The 20,317-nt window shown below is 39.2% G+C and carries 17 protein-coding genes; 11 read left to right on the top strand and 6 right to left on the bottom strand.

All coding sequences use genetic code 11. From position 1 onward, the window contains the following. The first annotated feature begins 103 nt into the window (after positions 1-103). The 5 genes from A6755_RS25130 (at position 104) to A6755_RS28405 (ending at position 5,863) form a co-directional block, all read left to right on the top strand. A complete protein-coding gene (locus tag A6755_RS25130) occupies positions 104-1,345 on the top strand; it encodes an MFS transporter (RefSeq protein WP_063592323.1) in 1,242 nt (413 codons plus the stop codon). Between the two features lie 21 nt (positions 1,346-1,366). After that, positions 1,367-2,830 carry a glycoside hydrolase family 32 protein gene (locus A6755_RS25125; RefSeq protein WP_063592686.1) on the top strand — a complete coding sequence of 488 codons (1,464 nt, stop codon included), beginning with the start codon at positions 1,367-1,369 and terminating at the stop codon, positions 2,828-2,830. Positions 2,831-2,883: 53 nt separating this feature from the next. Beyond that, positions 2,884-3,894 (top strand): carbohydrate kinase family protein, encoded by a 1,011-nt coding sequence (locus tag A6755_RS25120; protein ID WP_063592322.1) that lies wholly within the window; start codon positions 2,884-2,886, stop codon positions 3,892-3,894. A gap of 403 nt (positions 3,895-4,297) precedes the next feature. After that, complete coding sequence (locus A6755_RS25115) at positions 4,298-5,530, top strand: MFS transporter (RefSeq protein ID WP_063592321.1); 1,233 nt, start codon at positions 4,298-4,300, stop codon at positions 5,528-5,530. A gap of 162 nt (positions 5,531-5,692) precedes the next feature. After that, entirely contained in the window at positions 5,693-5,863 is a 171-nt protein-coding gene (locus tag A6755_RS28405; RefSeq protein ID WP_377307432.1) for a DUF2834 domain-containing protein, read from the top strand. Between the two features lie 266 nt (positions 5,864-6,129). On the opposite strand, the gene A6755_RS25110 is transcribed toward A6755_RS28405, so the two are convergent. Continuing rightward, on the bottom strand, positions 6,130-7,056 hold the full coding sequence (locus A6755_RS25110; protein ID WP_063592320.1) for a cation diffusion facilitator family transporter: 927 nt from the start codon (positions 7,054-7,056) through the stop codon (positions 6,130-6,132). A gap of 975 nt (positions 7,057-8,031) precedes the next feature. Here A6755_RS25110 and A6755_RS25105 point away from each other — a divergent pair. Beyond that, a complete protein-coding gene (locus A6755_RS25105) occupies positions 8,032-8,436 on the top strand; it encodes a hypothetical protein (protein WP_244889715.1) in 405 nt (134 codons plus the stop codon). A gap of 566 nt (positions 8,437-9,002) precedes the next feature. Here A6755_RS25105 and A6755_RS25100 read toward each other — a convergent pair. Genes A6755_RS25100 through A6755_RS25080 form a run of 5 tightly spaced genes read right to left on the bottom strand, consistent with a single transcriptional unit; the run spans position 9,003 to position 13,932 of the window. After that, positions 9,003-10,328 (bottom strand): MFS transporter, encoded by a 1,326-nt coding sequence (locus A6755_RS25100; RefSeq protein WP_231688433.1) that lies wholly within the window; start codon positions 10,326-10,328, stop codon positions 9,003-9,005. 31 nt (positions 10,329-10,359) lie between these two features. Continuing rightward, entirely contained in the window at positions 10,360-11,508 is a 1,149-nt protein-coding gene (gene dgoD, locus A6755_RS25095; RefSeq protein WP_063592319.1) for a galactonate dehydratase, read from the bottom strand. A gap of 51 nt (positions 11,509-11,559) precedes the next feature. Next, a complete protein-coding gene (locus A6755_RS25090; protein ID WP_063592318.1) occupies positions 11,560-12,186 on the bottom strand; it encodes a bifunctional 4-hydroxy-2-oxoglutarate aldolase/2-dehydro-3-deoxy-phosphogluconate aldolase in 627 nt (208 codons plus the stop codon). A 13-nt stretch (positions 12,187-12,199) separates the two neighbouring features. Beyond that, positions 12,200-13,153, bottom strand: a complete 954-nt coding sequence (locus tag A6755_RS25085; protein WP_063592685.1) for a sugar kinase — start codon at positions 13,151-13,153, stop codon at positions 12,200-12,202. Between the two features lie 17 nt (positions 13,154-13,170). Beyond that, entirely contained in the window at positions 13,171-13,932 is a 762-nt protein-coding gene (locus tag A6755_RS25080) for an IclR family transcriptional regulator (protein ID WP_063592317.1), read from the bottom strand. A 593-nt stretch (positions 13,933-14,525) separates the two neighbouring features. Here A6755_RS25080 and A6755_RS25075 point away from each other — a divergent pair. The 5 genes from A6755_RS25075 (at position 14,526) to A6755_RS28050 (ending at position 19,769) form a co-directional block, all read left to right on the top strand. Continuing rightward, entirely contained in the window at positions 14,526-15,257 is a 732-nt protein-coding gene (locus tag A6755_RS25075) for a GntR family transcriptional regulator (RefSeq protein WP_063592316.1), read from the top strand. Next, positions 15,250-16,794 carry a gluconokinase gene (gntK, locus tag A6755_RS25070; protein ID WP_063592315.1) on the top strand — a complete coding sequence of 515 codons (1,545 nt, stop codon included), beginning with the start codon at positions 15,250-15,252 and terminating at the stop codon, positions 16,792-16,794. The genes A6755_RS25075 and gntK overlap by 8 nt, the downstream gene beginning before the upstream one ends. A gap of 18 nt (positions 16,795-16,812) precedes the next feature. Beyond that, entirely contained in the window at positions 16,813-18,159 is a 1,347-nt protein-coding gene (locus A6755_RS25065) for a GntP family permease (RefSeq protein WP_063592314.1), read from the top strand. Positions 18,160-18,236: 77 nt separating this feature from the next. Then, a complete protein-coding gene (gene gnd, locus A6755_RS25060; protein WP_034306198.1) occupies positions 18,237-19,640 on the top strand; it encodes a decarboxylating NADP(+)-dependent phosphogluconate dehydrogenase in 1,404 nt (467 codons plus the stop codon). A gap of 6 nt (positions 19,641-19,646) precedes the next feature. Continuing rightward, positions 19,647-19,769, top strand: coding sequence for a hypothetical protein (locus tag A6755_RS28050; RefSeq protein ID WP_262871041.1), 123 nt, complete (start codon positions 19,647-19,649; stop codon positions 19,767-19,769). Positions 19,770-20,317: the final 548 nt, after the last annotated feature.

Below are 20,317 nucleotides of genomic sequence, written 5' to 3'. Positions count from 1 at the left end.
TCATCATTAACAACCATGTATGGACTTAAATTCACATTTCTGATTCTTCTTTTTCATATCGTCAACATTTCTTTTCACATGTCTAGTAAAAGGAGCAATTAAATTGGAAGTTTCAAAAATTCTGTATTGGAAGTTAAGTGCGTATTTTTTCTTTTTCTTTTTTACTTGGTCTTCAAGTTACTCTTTATTTTCCATTTGGTTAGGACAAGAAATAAATTTAAGTGGGGCAGCTACAGGTATTATCTTTTCTGTAAACGCTATCTTCGCCTTATGTATGCAGCCACTATATGGTTATATATCTGACAAAATAGGTTTAAAGAAAAAAATATTATCTTTCATTAGTTTGCTACTCGTATTTGTAGGACCATTTTATATTTTCGTCTATGGACCATTATTAAAACACAATGTCTTTTGGGGCGCGATTGTTGGAGGAATCTATTTAGCCGTTGCTTTTCTAGCTGGTATTGGAGCTATTGAATCATATATTGAGAAGATTAGCCGTAAATATGATTTCGAATATGGAAAATCGAGAATGTGGGGATCTCTAGGGTGGGCGGCAGCTACATTTTTTGCAGGACAGCTGTTTAATATTAACCCAAATATCAATTTCTGGGTTGCATCTGTTTCAGCGATCATATTAGTGGCCATTATTATGTCTGTGAAAATAGAAATGACGGATCAAGAGATGAATAGAGCCGATTCTATTAAATTAAGAGACGTTGGACAACTTTTTTTATTAAAAGATTTCTGGTTTTTCATGATGTACATTATTGGGGTGACATGCGTCTACAGTGTTTATGATCAGCAATTCCCTCTTTATTACGCCTCATTATTTCCGACTGAATCGTTAGGCAATCAAGTATTCGGATATCTAAACTCGTTCCAAGTATTTTTAGAGGCCGGAATGATGTTTCTTGCTCCGTTTATCGTAAATAAGTTTGGTGTAAAGAATAGTTTAATTCTAGCAGGATTTTTAATGGCCTTCCGAATCATCGGTTCTGGAATTGTTGTTGGGCCAATCGGAATTTCTTCGATGAAATTAATTCACGCCCTAGAACTGCCTATTATGCTAATTGCTATTTTTAAATATTTAGCAGCAAATTTCGATACCCGTCTATCTTCTGTGCTTTATCTAGTTGGTTTCCAATTTGCATCTCAGGTTGGTGCTTCTATTCTTTCACCACTTGCAGGTGGATTATATGACAGTGTAGGATTTCGTAATACCTATCTCATCATGGGAATCATGGTGTTTTGTTTTACCATTATTTCAATTTTTACTTTAAAAGGTTCTAAAAAAAGAAAAGGCTTAAATCGCAATCTGGAAAGGTTACGAAAGATAATATAGGAGGATGTTAAGATGTTAACAATTAATAAAATTAAACAGGCTGAAGAGGCACTGAAGAAAGCCAAGAAAAAAATAAATGATCGTTATCGATTAGGTTACCATATCATGGCTCCAGCTAACTGGATGAATGACCCGAACGGTTTCGCGCAGTATAAAGGGGAATATCATGCCTTTTATCAATGCCATCCATATGATGCAAATTGGGGACCTATGCATTGGGGCCATGTTAAAAGTAAAGATCTCGTTCATTGGGAGCACTTGCCTGTTGCTTTAGCTCCCGGGGATGCTTGTGATACAGATGGGTGTTTCTCAGGAAGTGCCGTTGATAATGATGGTGAACTAACCCTGATCTATACAGGACATCACTATACAGACAAGGAAAAAGACCACTTCTATCAAAATCAAAATATTGCGGTCAGTACGGATGGAATATCATTTGAGAAAGTGGGAGAAAATCCGGTTATTGCTAAACCACCAGTAGATAGTGCACATCACTTCCGTGATCCAAAGGTGTGGAGGCACAATGATACCTGGTACATGGTTTTAGGAAATTCGACGAAGGAGAATGTCGGAAGAGTTATTTTATACCGTTCTTCTGATCTACTGAATTGGGAATACATTGGCGTTCTTGCGCAAAGTGATGGATCCCTTGGATATATGTGGGAATGCCCGGACTTCTTTGAATTAGATGGAAAATATATTTTAATGATCTCTCCTCAAGGTATTAAATCAAATGGAGATTTATATAATAATCTATTCCAAACAGGTTATTTGGTTGGAGATTATAATTACGAAACAAACGAGTTTGTTCACGGATCATTTACCGAACTGGATAATGGACATGATTTTTATGCAGTTCAAACACTGTTAGATGATAAGGGGCGTCGAATTGCGATTGGTTGGATGGATATGTGGGAGTCAAACATGCCAACTAAAGCTGATGGATGGTGTGGAGCCTTAACATTACCACGTGAAATAACGCTAGGGGATCATAACAAGATTTTAATGAATCCTGTTGAGGAATTAATCTTATTACGGGATTCTGAACACATTGAGTGTACAAATCAATCCATTTCTGAAAGCTATTTGATAGAAACGAAAGAGGATTTACTTGAAGTGAAAGCAGTGTTTGATTTAATTAATTGTAGCGCTCAATCTGTAGGTCTAAAGATTCGTGGAGTTAACAAAGAAGAAACAGTATTAACGTATCACTTAGATAAACAACAACTAACACTTGATTGCTCCAAGTCAGGAAAAGTGGAAGATGGTGTTAGAAGCACGATGCTTGAGACAAATAAAGAGCTTTCCCTGCGTGTATTTATTGATCGATCTTCCATTGAAATCTTTGCGAATGATGGACAAACGACCATGACAAGTCGTATCTATCCGAATGAAGATAGACTAGGAATTGAGTTATTTGCTGAGAAGGGTGATGTAAAAGTCAAGGAAATAACCTATTGGAACCTTCAAGACATCTGGAAATAAAATAGCAAGGAACAAGTGTCTACACACTTGTTCCTTGTTTAGGGGTGAAAACATTGAAAAAAGTTTTTTGTATTGGTGAGACATTAATTGATTTTATTCCTATTCAAAAAGAAAAATCTTTAAAAGAGGTTACTGGTTTTGAACGTGTTGCCGGTGGAGCTCCTATGAACGTTGCGATTGCAATTGCAAAATATGGTGTGAATTCCGTCATGCTGACCAAGATAGCTAATGATAATTTTGGTGATTATTTAGAGGATTTGCTTCGAGGAAATGATGTTGACACTTCCTATATTATTCGAAGCGATGAAGGTGAAACTGGATTAGCATTTGTATCTGTAGATAATTTCGGAGAAAGAAGTTTTAATTTTTACCGAAAGAATGCAGCTGATTTATTACTTTCACCAGATGAGGTGAAGTCAGAGTGGTTTAATCAAGGAGATCTTCTTCACTTTTGCTCAGTGGATTTAGTTGAAAGTCCAATGAAACAAACCCATATAAAAGTGATAGACAGATTTAATAAAATAGGTGGAATTGTAAGTTTTGACCCTAATGTCAGGCTTCCTTTATGGCCAGATGAAGAAAGCTGTCGGAGTACCATACTAAACTTCTTGCCTCTAGCGGATATTGTAAAAGTATCTGATGAAGAATTATATTTTATAACAAACATTCATACGGAAAAAGAAGCGATTGAATCCCTTTTTGTCGGTAACGTGAAAGTGGTCGTATATACAAAAGGTAGCGATGGCGCAAATATTTATTTGAAAAATGGAGAGGTATATGAAGACAAAGGATTTAAAGTAATTGTTTCGGATACAACAGGGGCAGGTGATGCATTTATCGGAGGTTTCTTATCCGAACTAGTTTCACTTGAAGTAACTAATGAAAATCTATGTGAAAGAGTGAGTGAAAATCATCAACGATTACTTACTTTTGCAAATGCAAGTGGAGCACTGACTGCTTCCGTAAAAGGGGCTATTCAGGAAGCACCCGGAAAACGCCATGTATTAAATTTTATTTCTACTCAACGGGACACAACAAAGAGGGGGGAGAAAGAAATTTTGTAAAGAGTTTTAAAATCCCTTACTGTGTTCATTATTTATAAGGACAAGGTTTGGTTCGTCCCAGTATGATTATTAGAACTTTATGAAAGTTTCGGAAAATCGAGTGGACCTAAAAAGTAACTATCTGTGAGCATTATGAGATTGATGCATTAGCAGGTGTGGCCTCGTTTGTAGCTATCATTAACCCGCATTCCACCATTTTTTGTAACGATGAAGTTGATAAAGGAATATTAGACAAAATTGCTATAGGTAGCTCAAAATATCTCCCGTCAGAACATCTTCAATGTGTGGATTGTTTATATGGATTACAAAGTCTTGGGCCTGATCTCATGATGAATGGAACAAGCAAGTAAAATAAATTGGAAAGTGCAATTGAGTACCAAATAATTAAAGGCGAGGTTTGAATATGACAACATTCCTTTTAGTCATCATTTATTTAGCTTTTATTAGCTTAGGCTTACCTGATTCATTGTTGGGGGTAGCGTGGCCTGTGATGCAGTTGGACTATGGAGCCCCGCTTGAGACTGCTGGATTACTTTTTATGACGATAGCTGGTGGTACAATTATTTCCAGTTTAGCTAGCGGAATGGTACTTAAACGGTTTGGAACTGGCAATGTCACATTTGTCAGTTGCTTACTGACTGCTGGTGCTTTGTTGGGATTTCATTTTGCTCCATCGCTTGTTTGGTTAATTGTATGTGCCATACCACTTGGATTAGGTGCAGGATCTGTTGATGCAGGATTAAACGATTATGTTGCTACACAGTATAAGGCACACCATATGAGTTGGTTACATTGTTTTTGGGGAGTCGGAGCTACTTTTGGTCCTATCATTATGGCTCAGTTTATCTCAGAACAAAATTCTTGGAGAAATGGATATCTTGCAATCTCTGGAATTCAGTTCATGTTAACTGTAATCCTTCTCTTCACTTTGCCCTTATGGAATAGAGTGAAAAAGGAAAGCAATATAACAATAAATGAAGCGCAGGAAGATTCAAAAGGTGTATTTTATAATGAAGATGCTAAACATGTAAAACCTTTACAAATTAAAGGAGTTAAACTGGCTCTGATCTCCTTCTTGTTTTATTGTGGGGTTGAATCAACAGTGGGTCTTTGGGGAAGTAGCTTTCTGGTAAATGTCAAGGAGTTACCCGTATCGGTTGCTGCACAATGGGTTTCCTTATATTACGCAGGGATAACAATGGGGAGATTTATTACAGGCTTCATTACCTTTAAAATGAGTAACCGTACTCTCATTCGGATGGGGCAAATAATAGCATTAGCTGGTGCCACGCTTCTATTCCTACCATTGCCTTCCACTTTTTCGCTTGTAGGTTTTATTATGGTTGGACTAGGATTAGCACCGATATTTCCGTGTATGTTGCATGAAACTCCAACACGTTTTGGGAAGAAGCATTCCCAGACAATTATGGGTTATCAAATGGCTGTTGCTTATACAGGTAGTACTTTCATACCACCTCTTCTTGGCTTCATTGCATCACATTCAACAATAGGAATCTTTCCATTTTGTATTGCTGTTTTTGTTGTAGCAATGCTCCTAAGTTCAGAAAAATTAAATACCTTACTGACAAAGAATGATTTATTAACGAGGAAAGATAAAAGCTCAAAAGCATTTTAAGCATCCTCGAAATCAATCACCCTTACTTACATCGATTACCACCGAAGTAGTAGAAGCTGCACGAAATAACTTAGTGCTTGGACGTATATAATAAAGAAACCCAGCTATTCTACTCATGTCTAGGTTTTTAAAGAGGATAATGGACTTGATTTAGGTTTATAAATGGAATTATTATTCACTAACACGATATCGGCCTTTTTTGCAGTTGATTTTTTAATCTCATGTACAGTTTTCTTGGTATTTATAAATATGGATTTGTCTTTTATCTCATATTACCGTTGGATTATCTTTAGCTCTACCTTTATTTTTGTTTTTTTGACATCCCTATATTAATAGAAAGATGGAGCATAAATTAGAAAAAAACTAAACATGTTACAGCTAAGATAAGTAAAATGTTTATTCAAGTATTTGGTGCGATTCTGTAATGCGTTAGCCGATGATTGAAGCAGTCTTTAAGGCAGCATTTTTTATGCAACTATCGGGGCAGTTAGTTTAAAAAGAGACGCGTTTTTGCTGGTGGTTACCCCTAATGCACATGAGGTCCGTGGCTCTTTAAACAAACATACTGCCGCCGTACGAGCCTGCTTACTACCTTGTTTTTAGTCCGCCCATTCAACATCGGTCGTGAACACAATTGTTAACCATCGATCAGTACTTTCCTCGCCGATGGCATTACCGATTTCATCACGGATTGCGTCCCACTCTTCAAGGCATTTAGCCGGCCACCCGCCAGGCACAATAAAGTATAGTTCAATTTGTTTTCCCCGGCCAACCTTTGCGACGTAAGCTCGGTAAGAAACGAAGTCGTAGCGCTTCACAAAGTCCTGTGCGACCTCGTCCACATGCTGCTTGAGTGATTGAGGGGTGATCAGCAGGACATCCGCCAAGGCCCGCTTTACCGTTGAAATCGGCAGCGGAATAATTACCAAACAGATCAGTACAAGTACTGCCGGATCAATATAGGGTGTAAGCCATTCCAAATTCGTTCCTTCAAAAGCGTATCCGATGCAAAACGCGATCAAGAGCGCAGCGGTTATGCCACCGGTCATCATCCAGGCCTTAGCGTCAAGGGCAACAAAATCCGAGCTAAGTGTCTTGTTTAAGCGTGTTTCGAAAATCGCCATGGAACAGCAAGCGATCATCGTCACAACGGCATAGACGATGGCGAAACCGAACTCGAGATTGCGGCCGCCCGTCAGAAGACTACCAATTGCATTAATCAACGCATAAACGGCCGCCCCCATGAGCATGACACCGTTGAGACCAAGGACGATTGGCTCCAAGTGCCAAAATCCCATTGTGAAGCGTTCACTCAATTTACCATTCTGCCTATTCGGTGCAGTGGACGAGGTAATCAACTTTGAGACAATGAGCGCCAAGACGCTCATGATTGCATCGGTCAGAGAATAGAACCCATCAAAGGTGATAGAGAACGACCCTGATAGCAGGCCGAAAATGATCCCAAAGCAAGCAACGAAGATAGTAACGCCAATGGAGACGCGAAGTATTCTTTGTTCGGTATTCATTTTTTTTCCCCCTAGGATTGCAGCCAGAATAGCCGTAGTAGCGTTTCCTCTACTGGACGCCTACTTTAAGTGAAAACATCGCCATTATCTGCTCTTTAATATAATCTCCCAACCTTTCAAGTATCATTTTTGTCTTAAGGTTCAGAGTTTATACACCCTAAAACTTTCGTGTTCTTGACTGGTTTTTGGTTTGTAAAAATCGATTAGTCTAATTTGCCTCGAACAGAGATAACTTAAAACTACTTTAAATATGTTAAACGATGTGCAACCATTGATTTAACAGTGATTGTCAATTTGTCATATACAAATTATTACATAAGTGGACATAGAGTGGAAGAGTTGGTTGACTAAAAGGTACATGGTATGCAAAAAGTGCCTTGGGGCATTGAATTAGCTGAGCCTATGAAATTAAAAAGACGAATTAATAAAAGGAGTTAAGGTATCATGAAAGGAGTTTGATTTAACTCAAACTCCAGTTATGGATCGTCAAGATTGCAATCTTGAAGTTGGCAATGAAATTAAAATACATTTAACTAAAACTAAGTAGACGCGTGTTTCCTTGATTCTTTAGTAAAAAGCTTCATTTTACTAACTGTTCAAATTAGCGGTGCTGGTGCAAAGGGGCGAAAAACATTTGACTCGATGATAAACAGAAAATGTGTATGAAAATGGTAACGAAGCCACAATTAAATGGGATATTTGGACATAGCAGACCATAATAGGTAACATCAAGCTGGTATTAGCCAATCGCGTATGGTTAAGCCAAAGTTGAGGTGTCGTATCTTGTAGATAGGGTCTATGCAAGAAAAGGAAGGTAAGCGAATAGATGATCTAATCCTATATGGAAACAGAAGAATGGAAAAGGAAATCTTATCGCTATCCCTAACAACTTCAGGATAGGTTATACTTATCTAAACACAAAATTTTAGGTCAGGTAGACTACAGATACAACGAGTTATAGAAAAAAGGCCCGATATGCGACGTGGTATACAACTGAATGAACGAGCTTTCTCTTCCAAGAAAGTGGCAGAAGAAGTGGGGATTGCAACTCCCACTGTTCGAAAGTATGGTCAAATCTTGGAGCGGAATGGATATGAGTTTTTGAAGGATGGAGATCGACGTATCTTTGTTCAATCTGACATCGTAGCGCTTATAGCGCTACGCGATACGGACAAACCCCTAGACGATACAGCTAAAGACCTTGTATATCAACAAAAAGAAAGATTAGAAGGATCGAATGAAACACAGATAGCGATACCCGATACATATGAAAAAAATTCATTTGCAAGTTATATCGTCCAGCGATATGAAACAAAAAAAGTACCGATCAATCCCTGTTCTGGAGGAACTCTAGTAAGGATGACTCTTGTTTTTGAGTAAAAGTTCTTATCCTTCTCAACTCGCATTAACCCATGTTCTCATTCAATTAAAAGAGAGCTGGATTATTAACCCAATAAACTTGCAGCTACGTGTGAAATGAGCATCTACCTGACAAACGATATGTCACATTCAAATTTCAACAATTTCCCGAGAAATAACTACAAATTCTGAGCGGATATCGACAAAATTAGAACGCTTATTGAGTAAATTTGATATCTATGGAGTTTTTTTAAAAACTTATATACATGTTGCAAAAGAGGATTCCTTTATCGAGCATAACGTAGAGCTTACTATTAATGAAGTTAATGCATTGGTGAAAATCATTACCAAATGAGGCCGGTTTTTTCATTAATACTGTGGGATAACGGTTGTGGAAATGGAAAAAATTGATGGTGATTCGTTTTACATAATACTCCTTATCGGATTTTTGCAAAAAGCTAGTCTTAGCAATAATTACTGCATTTAGCTTCTATATTATTTAGCTTATCTGACAAACAACAAAGCAGTGATCCCAATTTTCGGGTGCACTGCTTTGTTGTTTGTTTAGGTATTCTACGCATTCATCATTAGCTTGATAACTTGTTATCATTCGTTAAATCAAAATCCACATAATCCTGAACCCTTTCGATTTTGCCAACCAAGAAAATGTAGGACAGGGCTCCAGCAAAGGTTATACAAGCAATAAAGGTAAGTGCAGGAGCAAAATCACCGCCCTTTGCCAGGAAGCCAATCACAATCGGTATAATGATGGATGCTGTACCACCAATGAAGTTGAAGGTACCTCCAGCAATCCCAATCAGCCTTTTTGGGGCAAGCAATGAAACAAACACCCAGGTGATTGAAGCGAAACCGTTTCCAAAAAAGGCGATACACATGAATAAAATAACTAGATTAGTATTGTCAACGAAATTCGCTCCAATGATTGAAGTGGAAAGCAATAATCCTGATATTACAGGAACTTTCCTTGCAATATCTGCCGATACTCCTTTTTTAACAAGGAAATCGGATAGGAAGCCTGCTAGTAAAACTCCGACAAATGCCGCTAAGAATGGTAAGGAAGCCAGAAGACCAGACTTAATGAATGTTAAGCCTCTGTATTCAACAAGGTAAGTAGGGAACCATGTTAAGAAAAACCATAATGTGGAGGCTACTGCAAACTGTCCTATATATATTCCCCATAGTTTTCTGCTTGTCAGAACAGCCAAGAAATCTTTTTTACCTATTTTTCTAACAGGTGAATCATCATTTCGAGAAGAAGATTCAATGATAGCTCCACCTTTTTTGATATAATCCATTTCAGCCTTGTTTATGCTCTTACTATGCTGTGGATCTCTATATAAAACATACCATAAAATGGACCAAGCCACCCCTATGATCCCTGTTATAATAAAAAGCCCACGCCAGCCTACGGACTGCTGGAGAAACACTAATGTTGGAGTTAAGAAAGCCAGGCCTACAAATTGACCGGATGTGTAGATGGAGATGGCTCTTGCTCGTTCATTTTCTGGAAACCAGCTTGCCGCAACCTTACTGTTGGTCGGGAAGGCAGGAGCTTCGAACGCTCCAAGTCCGACCCGTAACAAGAAAAATCCTGAAAACCCGCTTGCAAATCCCTGTAGAAGCGTTGCGATGGAAAATCCCGCAATTCCGTATGCGTGAGTTCTGCGGTTCCCTAGTTTTTCTAAAATCCACCCGCCTGGAATCTGCAAAGCACAATAAGTCCAGCCGAACGCAGAAAAGATTAACCCCATACTTACGGAATCCAATCCTAGTTCTTTTGAAATAAAAGGTGCTGCTATGGAAATATTGCTTCGATCCATGTAGTTAATAATTACGGTGAAAAATAGCATCATTACAATTCCGTAACGAACTTTTGTCATTTTCTTATTCACTGTACTCACCTTTTTCATTTGGGATTTTCTTTTACCACTCCGCGATACTACCGTCCTTGTGTCTCCAAACAGGGTTTCTCCAATTATGACCAATCTCCGTCATTTTTCTCACATGGTCCTCATTTATCTCAATTCCCAGTCCTGCCCCATCCGGAATTTTCACATAGCCTTCCTCGTATTTGAACACTTGATTATCAACTATGTAATCCAGCAAATCACTACCTTGGTTATAATGAATGCCTAGGCTTTGTTCTTGGATAAATGCGTTATGGCAAGTAGCATCCACTTGTAGACAGGCTGCCAAAGCAATCGGTCCTAATGGACAATGAGGAGCGGCTGCCACATCAAAAGCCTCAGCCATCGAGATGATTTTCTTACATTCTGTTATTCCCCCAGCGTGCGATAAGTCAGGCTGAATAATATCAGCATATCCATCTGTCAGCAGCTTTTTAAAATCCCACTTAGAGTACATTCTTTCACCGGTTGCAATCGGAATCGCAGTATGATTCACAATATCCCGCAAAGCTTCATTATTCTCTGGTAATACAGGTTCTTCAATGAACATCGGTCTGTATGCTTCCAGCTCTTTTACAAGGATTTTGGCCATTGGTTTATGGACCCTTCCGTGAAAGTCAATTCCGATTCCAATATGTGGGCCTACCGATTCACGTACAGCAGCAATTCGCTCCATCACCTGATCGATTTTTTCATAAGAGTCAACATATTGTAGTTCTTCAGTCCCATTCATTTTAACCGCTGTGAATCCCTTAGATACAACTTCCTTAGCTGCTTCACCAACATCGGAAGGGCGGTCTCCGCCAATCCAAGAATAAACCTTAATAGAATCTCTGGCTTTTCCTCCAAGTAGCTGGTGGACCGGGGCGTTATAATATTTCCCTTTGATATCCCAAAGAGCTTGATCAATCCCGGAAATCGCACTCATTAAGATTGGGCCTCCACGATAGAATCCTGCTCTGTACATGAGATTCCAATGGTCTTCAATATTAAGTGGATCTTTACCAATTAGATTTTCCATTAATTCATCAACTGCAGCTTTTACAGTTGCCGCTTTTCCCTCAATTACGGGTTCTCCCCAGCCAACAATGCCTTCATCTGTTTCAATTTTTAAAAATAACCAACGAGGTGGTACTTGGAATAATTCATAGCTTTTAATTTTCATTGTTAATCTCTCCCTAGTAGTTTTTGCGGTGATTGATAGACATCTATGATTTTAAGATCGAATAGCAGAAACAAATGATTTAGCTTTTTGCGTCAATGCCGCTAAATACTTTTCGTTTACTTCCTGTTTTGCGTCGACAAGCGAGCTGCCAATTCCGAAACCAACAACTCCAGCTTTTTGGAACTCGGTTATATTGTCTAAAGTAACTCCCCCTGTAGGTAAAAGAGGGATATGAGATAACGGACCCCGAATATCTTTAAAATAATTGGGACCGACACTTGCCGGGAAAACCTTGATAATATCTCCTCCATTTTCATATGCTGTTAGAATTTCCGTAGGGGTGAAAGCCCCTGGTATACTAACTGCACCATATCTTTTCGTCATTTTAATGGTTTCTAGATGTACGGTTGGAGATAAGATGAATTTTGAACCTGCGAGTAGGGCTGCCCGGGCTGTTTCAGGGTCTAATACCGTACCAGCACCCACCACCATTTCCTCGCCAAGCTCTTGAGAAATTAGTTCAATAGATTCTAGTGCATTAGGGGAGTTAAGAGTGATCTCAATTAATCTGACACCACCATCCCGTAAGGCCTTTGCAATTTTTAATGTATCCTCTGGCATTGCCCCTCGGACAATGGATATGATTTTATTTTCAAAAATTTGAGTAAGCGTATTCATTCTGAACACTCCTTTAACGGATTACATCCTCTTTATTGGTTAGGTTCATATATTCTTCAAGTGTTTCTTTATCTGGAAGCCCTTCAATGTCACCATCTACAGATGTAACAATTGCTCCTATCGCACAACCACGTTTTACCGCTTCGTGAATGGGGATTTCATCCAATATTCCCGATAATACGCCGGCAGCGAATCCATCGCCAGCTCCAATGGGATCGATTACCCTTTCGACTTGATAAGGCTGAACATAACCAGAAGTATCAGAAGTGGAATAGTATGCTCCCTTTTCTCCCAGTTTCACTATTGCCATTTCGGCACCTAATTGTTTACATTCTTTCGCTATCTCTTCACAATCTGTTGACTTGAATAAGTAGTATCCTTCCGAGATTCCTGGAAGAATGATATCGGACTTTGCTGCTATTTCCAATAACGTTTCTCTCCCAGTTTTATCATCAAGAAGCGTCTTCCGTACATTGGGGTCAAATACGATTTTTTGACCATTTTTCTTGGCAAGCTCTATTGCATGTAAAACGGTGTTTTTACAAGAATCACTAAGTGCAGGTGTTATTCCAGTAAGATATAGGAATTTTGCTTTGGCTAAATAGCTTTCTTCCATATCTGCAGGGACCATTTTACTGGCAGCAGATTGATTTCGGTAATAGAAGACTCTTGAACTATTGATAGTCGTTCTTTCTCTTAAAAACAAACCCGTGGGTGCGCTTTCATCTTCTTTTACAAAAGAAGTGTCTACGCCTTCCCCCCGTATTTTTGAAAGGATACGTTTTCCAAGCTCATCCTTGCCTACTCTGCTCATCCATCCCGTTTGATAGCCAAGTTTCGCTAATCCAATAAGTGTATTTGTTTCAGCACCGGCAACTCTCGAAGTGAAATTCCGGTTGTATCGTAATTGACCTGTTTCTTCAGCAGAAAATATGATCATCGTTTCCCCTAAACTTACAACATCCATATGAACACCTCGTTTCATTAAAACTGACTATTCCCTGCATTTCCAATACTGGTTGCAATGTCTTTTGCCGTGGTAATCAATTTTTCTACGATAAAATCCTTTTGCTTAATCATCCTATCCTTTGGACCTGCAACACTGACGGCTGCTTGAATGGTATGGTTGCTTCCGTAAATCGGAGCGGCAAGGCAAAATAAACCATCTTCATTTTCCTCATCATCTATTGAATAACCAAGCTCATTAAACAATGTTAGCTGCTGCTCAAGCCTCTTTTTGTCTGTGATGGTATGCTCGGTGATAGGGCGTAATTCAAGATTATCCAGGATAGTAGTCCTTTGTTGCTGAGGTAAAAAGGCCAAAAAAGCCTTTCCGAGACCTGTGCAATATAAGGGTTTTTGACTTCCAGGCTGTGCAGTAGTACGAATAGAACGGTTGTTATCAATTTTCGCAACATATACCAGTTCATTCTCTGATAACACGGCCATGAACACCGTTTCTTGAACATCCTCCATCAATTTTTTTAAATAAGGCATCCCTTGTGAGGAAATATCCAACGAATCCATGGCAGCGCTGCCAATTTGAATCAGCTTTGGTCCTAACTTATATTTATTAAAGGAATCGAGAGAGAGATACCCTTCATTTAACAACGTTCTAATGAGACCAGAAGTACTGCTTTGTGGAAAAGATAAGGATTCACTAATTTCCTTGATTGTTAAACCATGCTGATTCTGGCTTAATAATTCAAACACTCTTAAAACTCTTTCTGCAGATTTAACGGACATTTGTTTACTCTCCTTTAAATCACATATATGATTTGGTATCCTGTATGTGATTTGATGATTTAATATTATCATAGGGAAGCTAAATATCAAGATTTAAATTTACAATTTTCTAAAAATAATAAATTTTAAGAATTAAAATAATTTAAGTAATAGGTTAACACGGATGCTTTGATCCCGAGGGGCAACGGAAGAAGCTAAGACCGTAGGTCCAAGCTTTTTTTAGTGAGATAAAAATGGGGGCATTGAAAAGCTTCAATAAATAGACTGGTCAGTTGATTGTTTATGAGATGGAGTCTATGAAAAGCAGTATTAAACCTCGAGTTGAAGGAACCTACATCTCTTTTGATGTATCAGAGGGAAGGCTTTAAAAAATTTCTGGAAAAGGAGTGAAGCGCTTGGTGGGAATGCAGTGAAAAAAATAATACCAGGTATTCATTTATAAGTTATTTTGCCCCAGAACCTTCTAAACTCCCAACAAACTTGGAGTATATTGGCAAGAACCCGGTTGAATTCAAAAAGCTTGCATTATTTATTATGATTATTATAAAATACTTGTATACAAGTGTACTTGAACTCTATAAGAAGGTGAATTTATGGCTGAATCAAAGGAATTTCTTTATCCTGTAAAATGGCTTTCAAAAGCTTCAGCTGGCGATCGCGTTACATCCGAGCTTAGAATGCGTATTATTTCGGGGATGATTGAAAGCGGTGCCATCCTTTCTGAAAATAAATTAGCTGCTGATTTCGGCGTAAGCCGCTCACCCGTTCGTGAAGCGTTAAAAATACTGGCCTCTGAAAATATCATCCGATTAGAAAGAATGGGTGCGGTTGTCATTGGTTTAACAGAAAAAAAGTATGCAGAAATTTATGATGTACGTATTCTCATTGAAACGTTTGTATTTGAACGTCTAGTGAGGATGAACACGAATGAATTAGTAATGGAACTTAGTAAAATATTGGGAATGATGAAAGTGTCCATAAAATACCTGGATGCGGATGAGTTTTCCTATCAGGATGTTCTATTCCACGAAACGATCATTCGCTCCATCGATCATTCCTACATCCTGATGATCTGGGATAATTTAAAACCTGTAATGGAAAGTTTGATTCTTCTATCCATGCGCAGCCGTTTTAAAGAAAAGTATGAAGACTTTACACGGATCATAAATAATCATCAGCTGTATATTGATGCGATCAAAACAAAAGATCGAGACATCATGATTAAGTCGTTACATGAAAACTTTGATGATGTTCAAGGAAAAGTTGAAGACTTATGGATGGCTCAACAGATGCTTTCAAAAGGAGTCGAACAAGAAAATGACTAGCTATATGTTAGGAGTAGACATCGGTACAACAAGTACAAAAGCTGTATTATTCACGAAAAAAGGCGATGTCATCCAGCAAGAGAATATTGGCTATCCTCTTTACACACCGGATATGACAACGGCGGAACAAGACCCTGAGGAGATTTTCCAGGCTGTTCTGAAAGCCTTTTCAAATATAACGAAGCAGCATCCAGATAAAAAACCATCATTTATTTCATTTAGCAGTGCGATGCATAGTGTTATAGCTATGGATGAAAACGACCAGCCGCTAACCTCTTGCATCACTTGGGCAGATAATCGCAGTGAAGCTTGGGCCCATAAAATAAAGGATGAATTAGATGGGCATGAAGTTTACAAGCGAACCGGAACACCGATTCACCCGATGTCACCATTATCCAAGATTACCTGGATCGTGAATGATCACCCGGAGATCGCAACCAATGTTAAAAAGTATATCGGGATTAAAGAATATATCTTTAAAAAGTTCTTTGATCAATACGTTGTCGATTATTCCCTTGCTTCATCCATGGGCATGTTGAATCTCAAAAACTTGGATTGGGATGAGGAAGCCCTAAGAATTGCTGGAGTAACGCGTGATCAATTATCTGAACTCGTACCAACAACAAAGACCTTTAACAACTGTGACGCGGATTTAGCCAAACAGATCGGGATTGACCCACAAACACCATTTGTCATTGGGGCAAGTGATGGTGTCCTTTCAAATCTAGGTGTAAACGCTATCCGGAAAGGTGAAATCGCTGTCACGATCGGGACAAGCGGTGCGATTCGGACAATTATTGACGAACCGAAAACAGACGAAAAAGGAAGAATCTTTTGCTATGCCTTAACGGAAAAGCATTGGGTGATTGGCGGGCCGGTAAACAATGGGGGGATGGTCCTTCGCTGGATTCGCGATGAATTTGCTTCTTCCGAGGTGGAAACAGCTAAAAGACTCGGAATCGACGCTTATGAAGTCTTGACCAAGATTGCCGAACGGGTAAGACCGGGCGCTGATGGATTGTTATTCCATCCATATCTTGCAGGTGAACGTGCACCATTATGGAATCCGGACGTAAGGGGTTCATTTTTCGGATTAACGCTGTCGCATAAGAAAGAACATATGATTCGAGCGGCGCTAGAGGGAGTCATTTACAATTTATACACCGTATTTTTGGCCTTAACCGAATGCATGGACGGTCCCGTGACCCGAATTCAAGCTACGGGAGGATTCGCAAGGTCGGATGTTTGGCGACAAATGATGTCCGATATCTTCGAATCGGAAGTCGTGGTTCCAGAAAGCTACGAAAGTTCGTGCCTTGGTGCTTGTATATTAGGGTTATATGCAACTGGGGAAATTGATTCCTTCGAAGTGGTTTCTGAAATGATAGGCAATACCCACAAGCACACACCGAAAGCTGATTCTGTAAATGAATACAGGCAGCTGCTGCCGATTTTCATTAACCTATCAAGGGTATTGGAAAACGAATATACACAGATTGCGAATTACCAAAGAAACTTAATAAATGCTGCAAAGTAAAGACATGGGGGGATTACAATGCCATTAGTCATTGTCGCTTTAGGAATTGTCGCTTTATTAATTTTAATAATGGGCTTAAAATTAAACACCTTTATTTCCTTGATCATTGTATCGTTTGGAGTGGCTTTAGCACTTGGGATGCCGCTTGACGGAATTGTCAAAACCATTGAAGCTGGATTAGGCGGAACACTCGGCCACTTAGCGTTAATCTTTGGACTTGGGGCGATGTTAGGTAAGTTGATCGCAGATTCGGGCGGAGCGCAACGCATTGCCATGACCCTTGTTAAGAAATTCGGTGAAAAGAATATTCAATGGGCAGTCGTGGCAGCATCATTCATTATCGGTATCGCATTATTTTTTGAAGTGGGATTAGTATTATTGATTCCAATCGTATTTGCGATTTCAAGAGAATTAAAAGTTTCGATATTGTATCTTGGCATTCCAATGGTGGCGGCATTATCCGTAACACACGGTTTCTTACCGCCGCACCCAGGACCAACCGTCATCGCTGGTGAATATGGCGCAGACATTGGTCAAGTTTTACTTTACGGCTTCATCATTGCAGTTCCAACCGTTATTTTAGCTGGACCAGTATTTACGAAGATAGCGAAAAGATTAGTACCTGAATCATTTACGAAAACAGGCAGCATTGCCTCATTAGGGGAACAAAAATCTTTTAAACTTGAAGAAACACCTGGATTTGGAATCAGTGTATTTACTGCATTACTTCCGGTTATATTAATGTCAATTGCTACAATCATCACTTTGATGCAAAAAACGATGGGATTTGAAGATAATGGTTTACTGGCCGCTATCCGTTTTATTGGTGAAGCCGGTACTTCCATGTTGCTTTCCTTATTATTTGCGGTCTATTCAATGGGAGTGGCAAGAAAGATTCCAATGAAGGATATTATGGAATCTTGTACATCAGCGATCCTGCATATCGGAATGATGCTCTTGATCATTGGGGGCGGAGGAGCCTTCAAACAAGTATTGATCGATGGCGGTGTAGGTGACTATGTAGCTGAATTATTCAAAGGAACATCATTATCACCAATCCTGCTTGCCTGGATCATCGCGGCAATCCTGCGTATTTCATTGGGATCTGCTACAGTTGCTGCCTTGACGACAGCTGGTTTGGTTATTCCGATGTTAGGTCAGACGGACGTTAACCTTGCTCTGGTCGTACTTGCTACAGGAGCGGGAAGTTTAATCGCTTCACACGTTAACGATGCTGGTTTCTGGATGTTTAAAGAGTATTTTGGCTTAAGCATGAAAGAAACATTCGCAACATGGACTTTGCTTGAGACGATCATATCAGTGGCTGGATTAGGATTCATTCTATTACTAAGCTTATTTGTATAGGCTTTCCCGGCAGTAAATCCCCGACTTATGGCAGGGATTTACTGCCTATTATTCTTACATAAGAAGGAGCAGAAATAATGTTCAATACAATTGGTGTCATTGGTTTAGGGGTAATGGGCAGTAATATCGCGTTAAATATGGCTAATAAAGGAGAAAAAGTAGCTGTCTATAATTACACAAGAGATTTAACGGATCAGCTTGTTGCTGAATTGGACGGTCAGTCAATCCATCCGTATTACGAAATCCAAGATTTCGTTCAGTCTCTGGAAACGCCAAGAAAGATTTTTCTGATGGTGACAGCGGGTAAAGCGATCGACTCGGTGATCACTTCATTACTGCCTCATCTTGAATCAGGCGATATTATCATGGACGGCGGTAACTCCCATTACGAAGATACTGAACGCAGATATGATGAATTGAAATCTAAAGGATTCAGTTATGTAGGAATTGGTATTTCCGGTGGGGAAGTCGGTGCGTTAAAAGGACCTTCAATCATGCCAGGAGGAGATAAGGACGCCTATGAAAAAGTAGCTCCAATCCTGACAAAAATCGCAGCCAAAGTAAATGATGCTCCTTGCTGTACCTATATCGGTCCAAAAGGGGCAGGTCATTTTGTGAAAATGGTACATAACGGGATTGAGTATGCAGATATGCAATTAATCGCCGAAGCATATACATTTTTAAGAGAAAAATTGCATTTAGAGGTTAATGAAATTGCTGACATCTTTGAAACATGGAATCAAGGCGAACTGAAAAGTTATTTAATCGAAATCACGGCCGAAATCTTAAGGAAAAAAGATGAAGTAACGGGCTTACCATTGATCGATGTGATTCTCGATAAAGCAGGGCAAAAAGGCACAGGAAAATGGACCAGCATGCAAGCGATTGATAACGGAATACCAGCATCGATCATTACAGAGTCTTTGTTTGCGCGCTACATTTCCGCTCTAAAAGAAGAACGGGTTCATGCGGAAAACATTCTAACAGGGCCTGAGAACGTTCAGCAAAAATTAGATAAAAATGAGTGGATTGACTATATTAGGCAAGCATTATATATGGGAAAGGTTTGTGCATACGCGCAAGGTTTCACTCAATATAAAATGAGTTCTGAACTTAACGGCTGGGATTTGCCTTTGAAGGATATTGCGCTTATTTTCCGCGGCGGCTGCATCATTCGGGCAGAATTTTTAAACGTCATTAGCGAAGCCTATCAAGAGCAGCCAAATCTGGCCAATTTATTGATTTCACCATATTTCGCTGAAAAGGTAGCAAAGTACCAGGCGGGATTGCGAAAGGTAGTCTGTGAGGGAATAAATTCCGGCATCTCGTTTCCATGTTTAGGCTCTTCACTTACTTATTACGATAGTTATCGAACAGGCATCTCAAATGCTAACCTTTTGCAAGCACAACGTGATTATTTTGGTGCGCATACCTATGAACGACGTGATTTAGCAGGGGTTTTCCACACGAACTGGCAGTGATGGAAAGTGACAAAAGAAATAGTCATTTGTAATACCGTCCATGAAGTTGAAACAGGTATTTTACTTCAAAAAAGAGTTGCTTTGGCAGCTCTTTTTTCTTATGTAACAAAAGGTGCAGCTAGTGGATAAAGGAATTTTTCAGTGAAAAAAGATTGATTGCGTTATTTCGAACCATGGGTGAACTTCAAAATGGAAAAAGTCTTGGTGGAAAAGATTGAGGGGCAACGAATAATATTTATGGGGGAGGTTTAATACTCAGGTTGAGTGGTATATAAATGATATCGGTTTATAGCATTTAATCCCCTATCTACCTTAATTTTACAGTCGGGGTTCACAAACGTTTCTTGAATAATGTCGGCAAGTGGCACATATTCTTCTTTTGGATATTACCAAATTATTTCCGCGTGGAAAAGGAGTGATATATCATGAGGCAAATGTGTATTTACTGTTTTAAATGGGCTGACATAGATACGATGACACCAATTTTTGAACAAGGTAGAGAGTTCGTCAATTATTATTGTGAAGATTGTGTTAATGCTGTTATGGATAATTTGTTTAAACTTCCATACAAACATGCATGCGAACCATCAAGAATCCACTAGCATCAAGATGTGCGATTTAATAGTTAAGCGAGTGTGCTGGAACAGCATAACGAAAGGCCATCTCAAACGAGAAGG

The sequence above is a fragment of the Peribacillus frigoritolerans genome (assembly GCF_001636405.1).
GTDB classification, from domain to species: Bacteria; Bacillota; Bacilli; order Bacillales; family DSM-1321; genus Peribacillus; species Peribacillus frigoritolerans.
Note: the sequence above shows the minus strand (reverse complement) of the source record. Positions and strands in the feature narration are given on the sequence as shown.

What these genes read in the sequence shown, in the direction of transcription:
- gntK (WP_063592315.1), top strand. Translation starts at nt 15,250, where the DNA reads ATGACTAGCTATATGTTAGGAGTAGACATCGGTACAACAAGTACAAAA.
- A6755_RS25090 (WP_063592318.1), bottom strand. Translation starts at nt 12,186, where the DNA reads ATGAATACGCTTACTCAAATTTTTGAAAATAAAATCATATCCATTGTC.
- gnd (WP_034306198.1), top strand. Translation starts at nt 18,237, where the DNA reads ATGTTCAATACAATTGGTGTCATTGGTTTAGGGGTAATGGGCAGTAAT.
- dgoD (WP_063592319.1), bottom strand. Translation starts at nt 11,508, where the DNA reads ATGAAAATTAAAAGCTATGAATTATTCCAAGTACCACCTCGTTGGTTA.
- A6755_RS25085 (WP_063592685.1), bottom strand. Translation starts at nt 13,153, where the DNA reads ATGGATGTTGTAAGTTTAGGGGAAACGATGATCATATTTTCTGCTGAA.
- A6755_RS25080 (WP_063592317.1), bottom strand. Translation starts at nt 13,932, where the DNA reads ATGTCCGTTAAATCTGCAGAAAGAGTTTTAAGAGTGTTTGAATTATTA.
- A6755_RS25075 (WP_063592316.1), top strand. Translation starts at nt 14,526, where the DNA reads ATGGCTGAATCAAAGGAATTTCTTTATCCTGTAAAATGGCTTTCAAAA.
- A6755_RS25105 (WP_244889715.1), top strand. Translation starts at nt 8,032, where the DNA reads ATGCGACGTGGTATACAACTGAATGAACGAGCTTTCTCTTCCAAGAAA.
- A6755_RS25065 (WP_063592314.1), top strand. Translation starts at nt 16,813, where the DNA reads ATGCCATTAGTCATTGTCGCTTTAGGAATTGTCGCTTTATTAATTTTA.
- A6755_RS25110 (WP_063592320.1), bottom strand. Translation starts at nt 7,056, where the DNA reads ATGAATACCGAACAAAGAATACTTCGCGTCTCCATTGGCGTTACTATC.
- A6755_RS25115 (WP_063592321.1), top strand. Translation starts at nt 4,298, where the DNA reads ATGACAACATTCCTTTTAGTCATCATTTATTTAGCTTTTATTAGCTTA.
- A6755_RS28405 (WP_377307432.1), top strand. Translation starts at nt 5,693, where the DNA reads ATGGAATTATTATTCACTAACACGATATCGGCCTTTTTTGCAGTTGAT.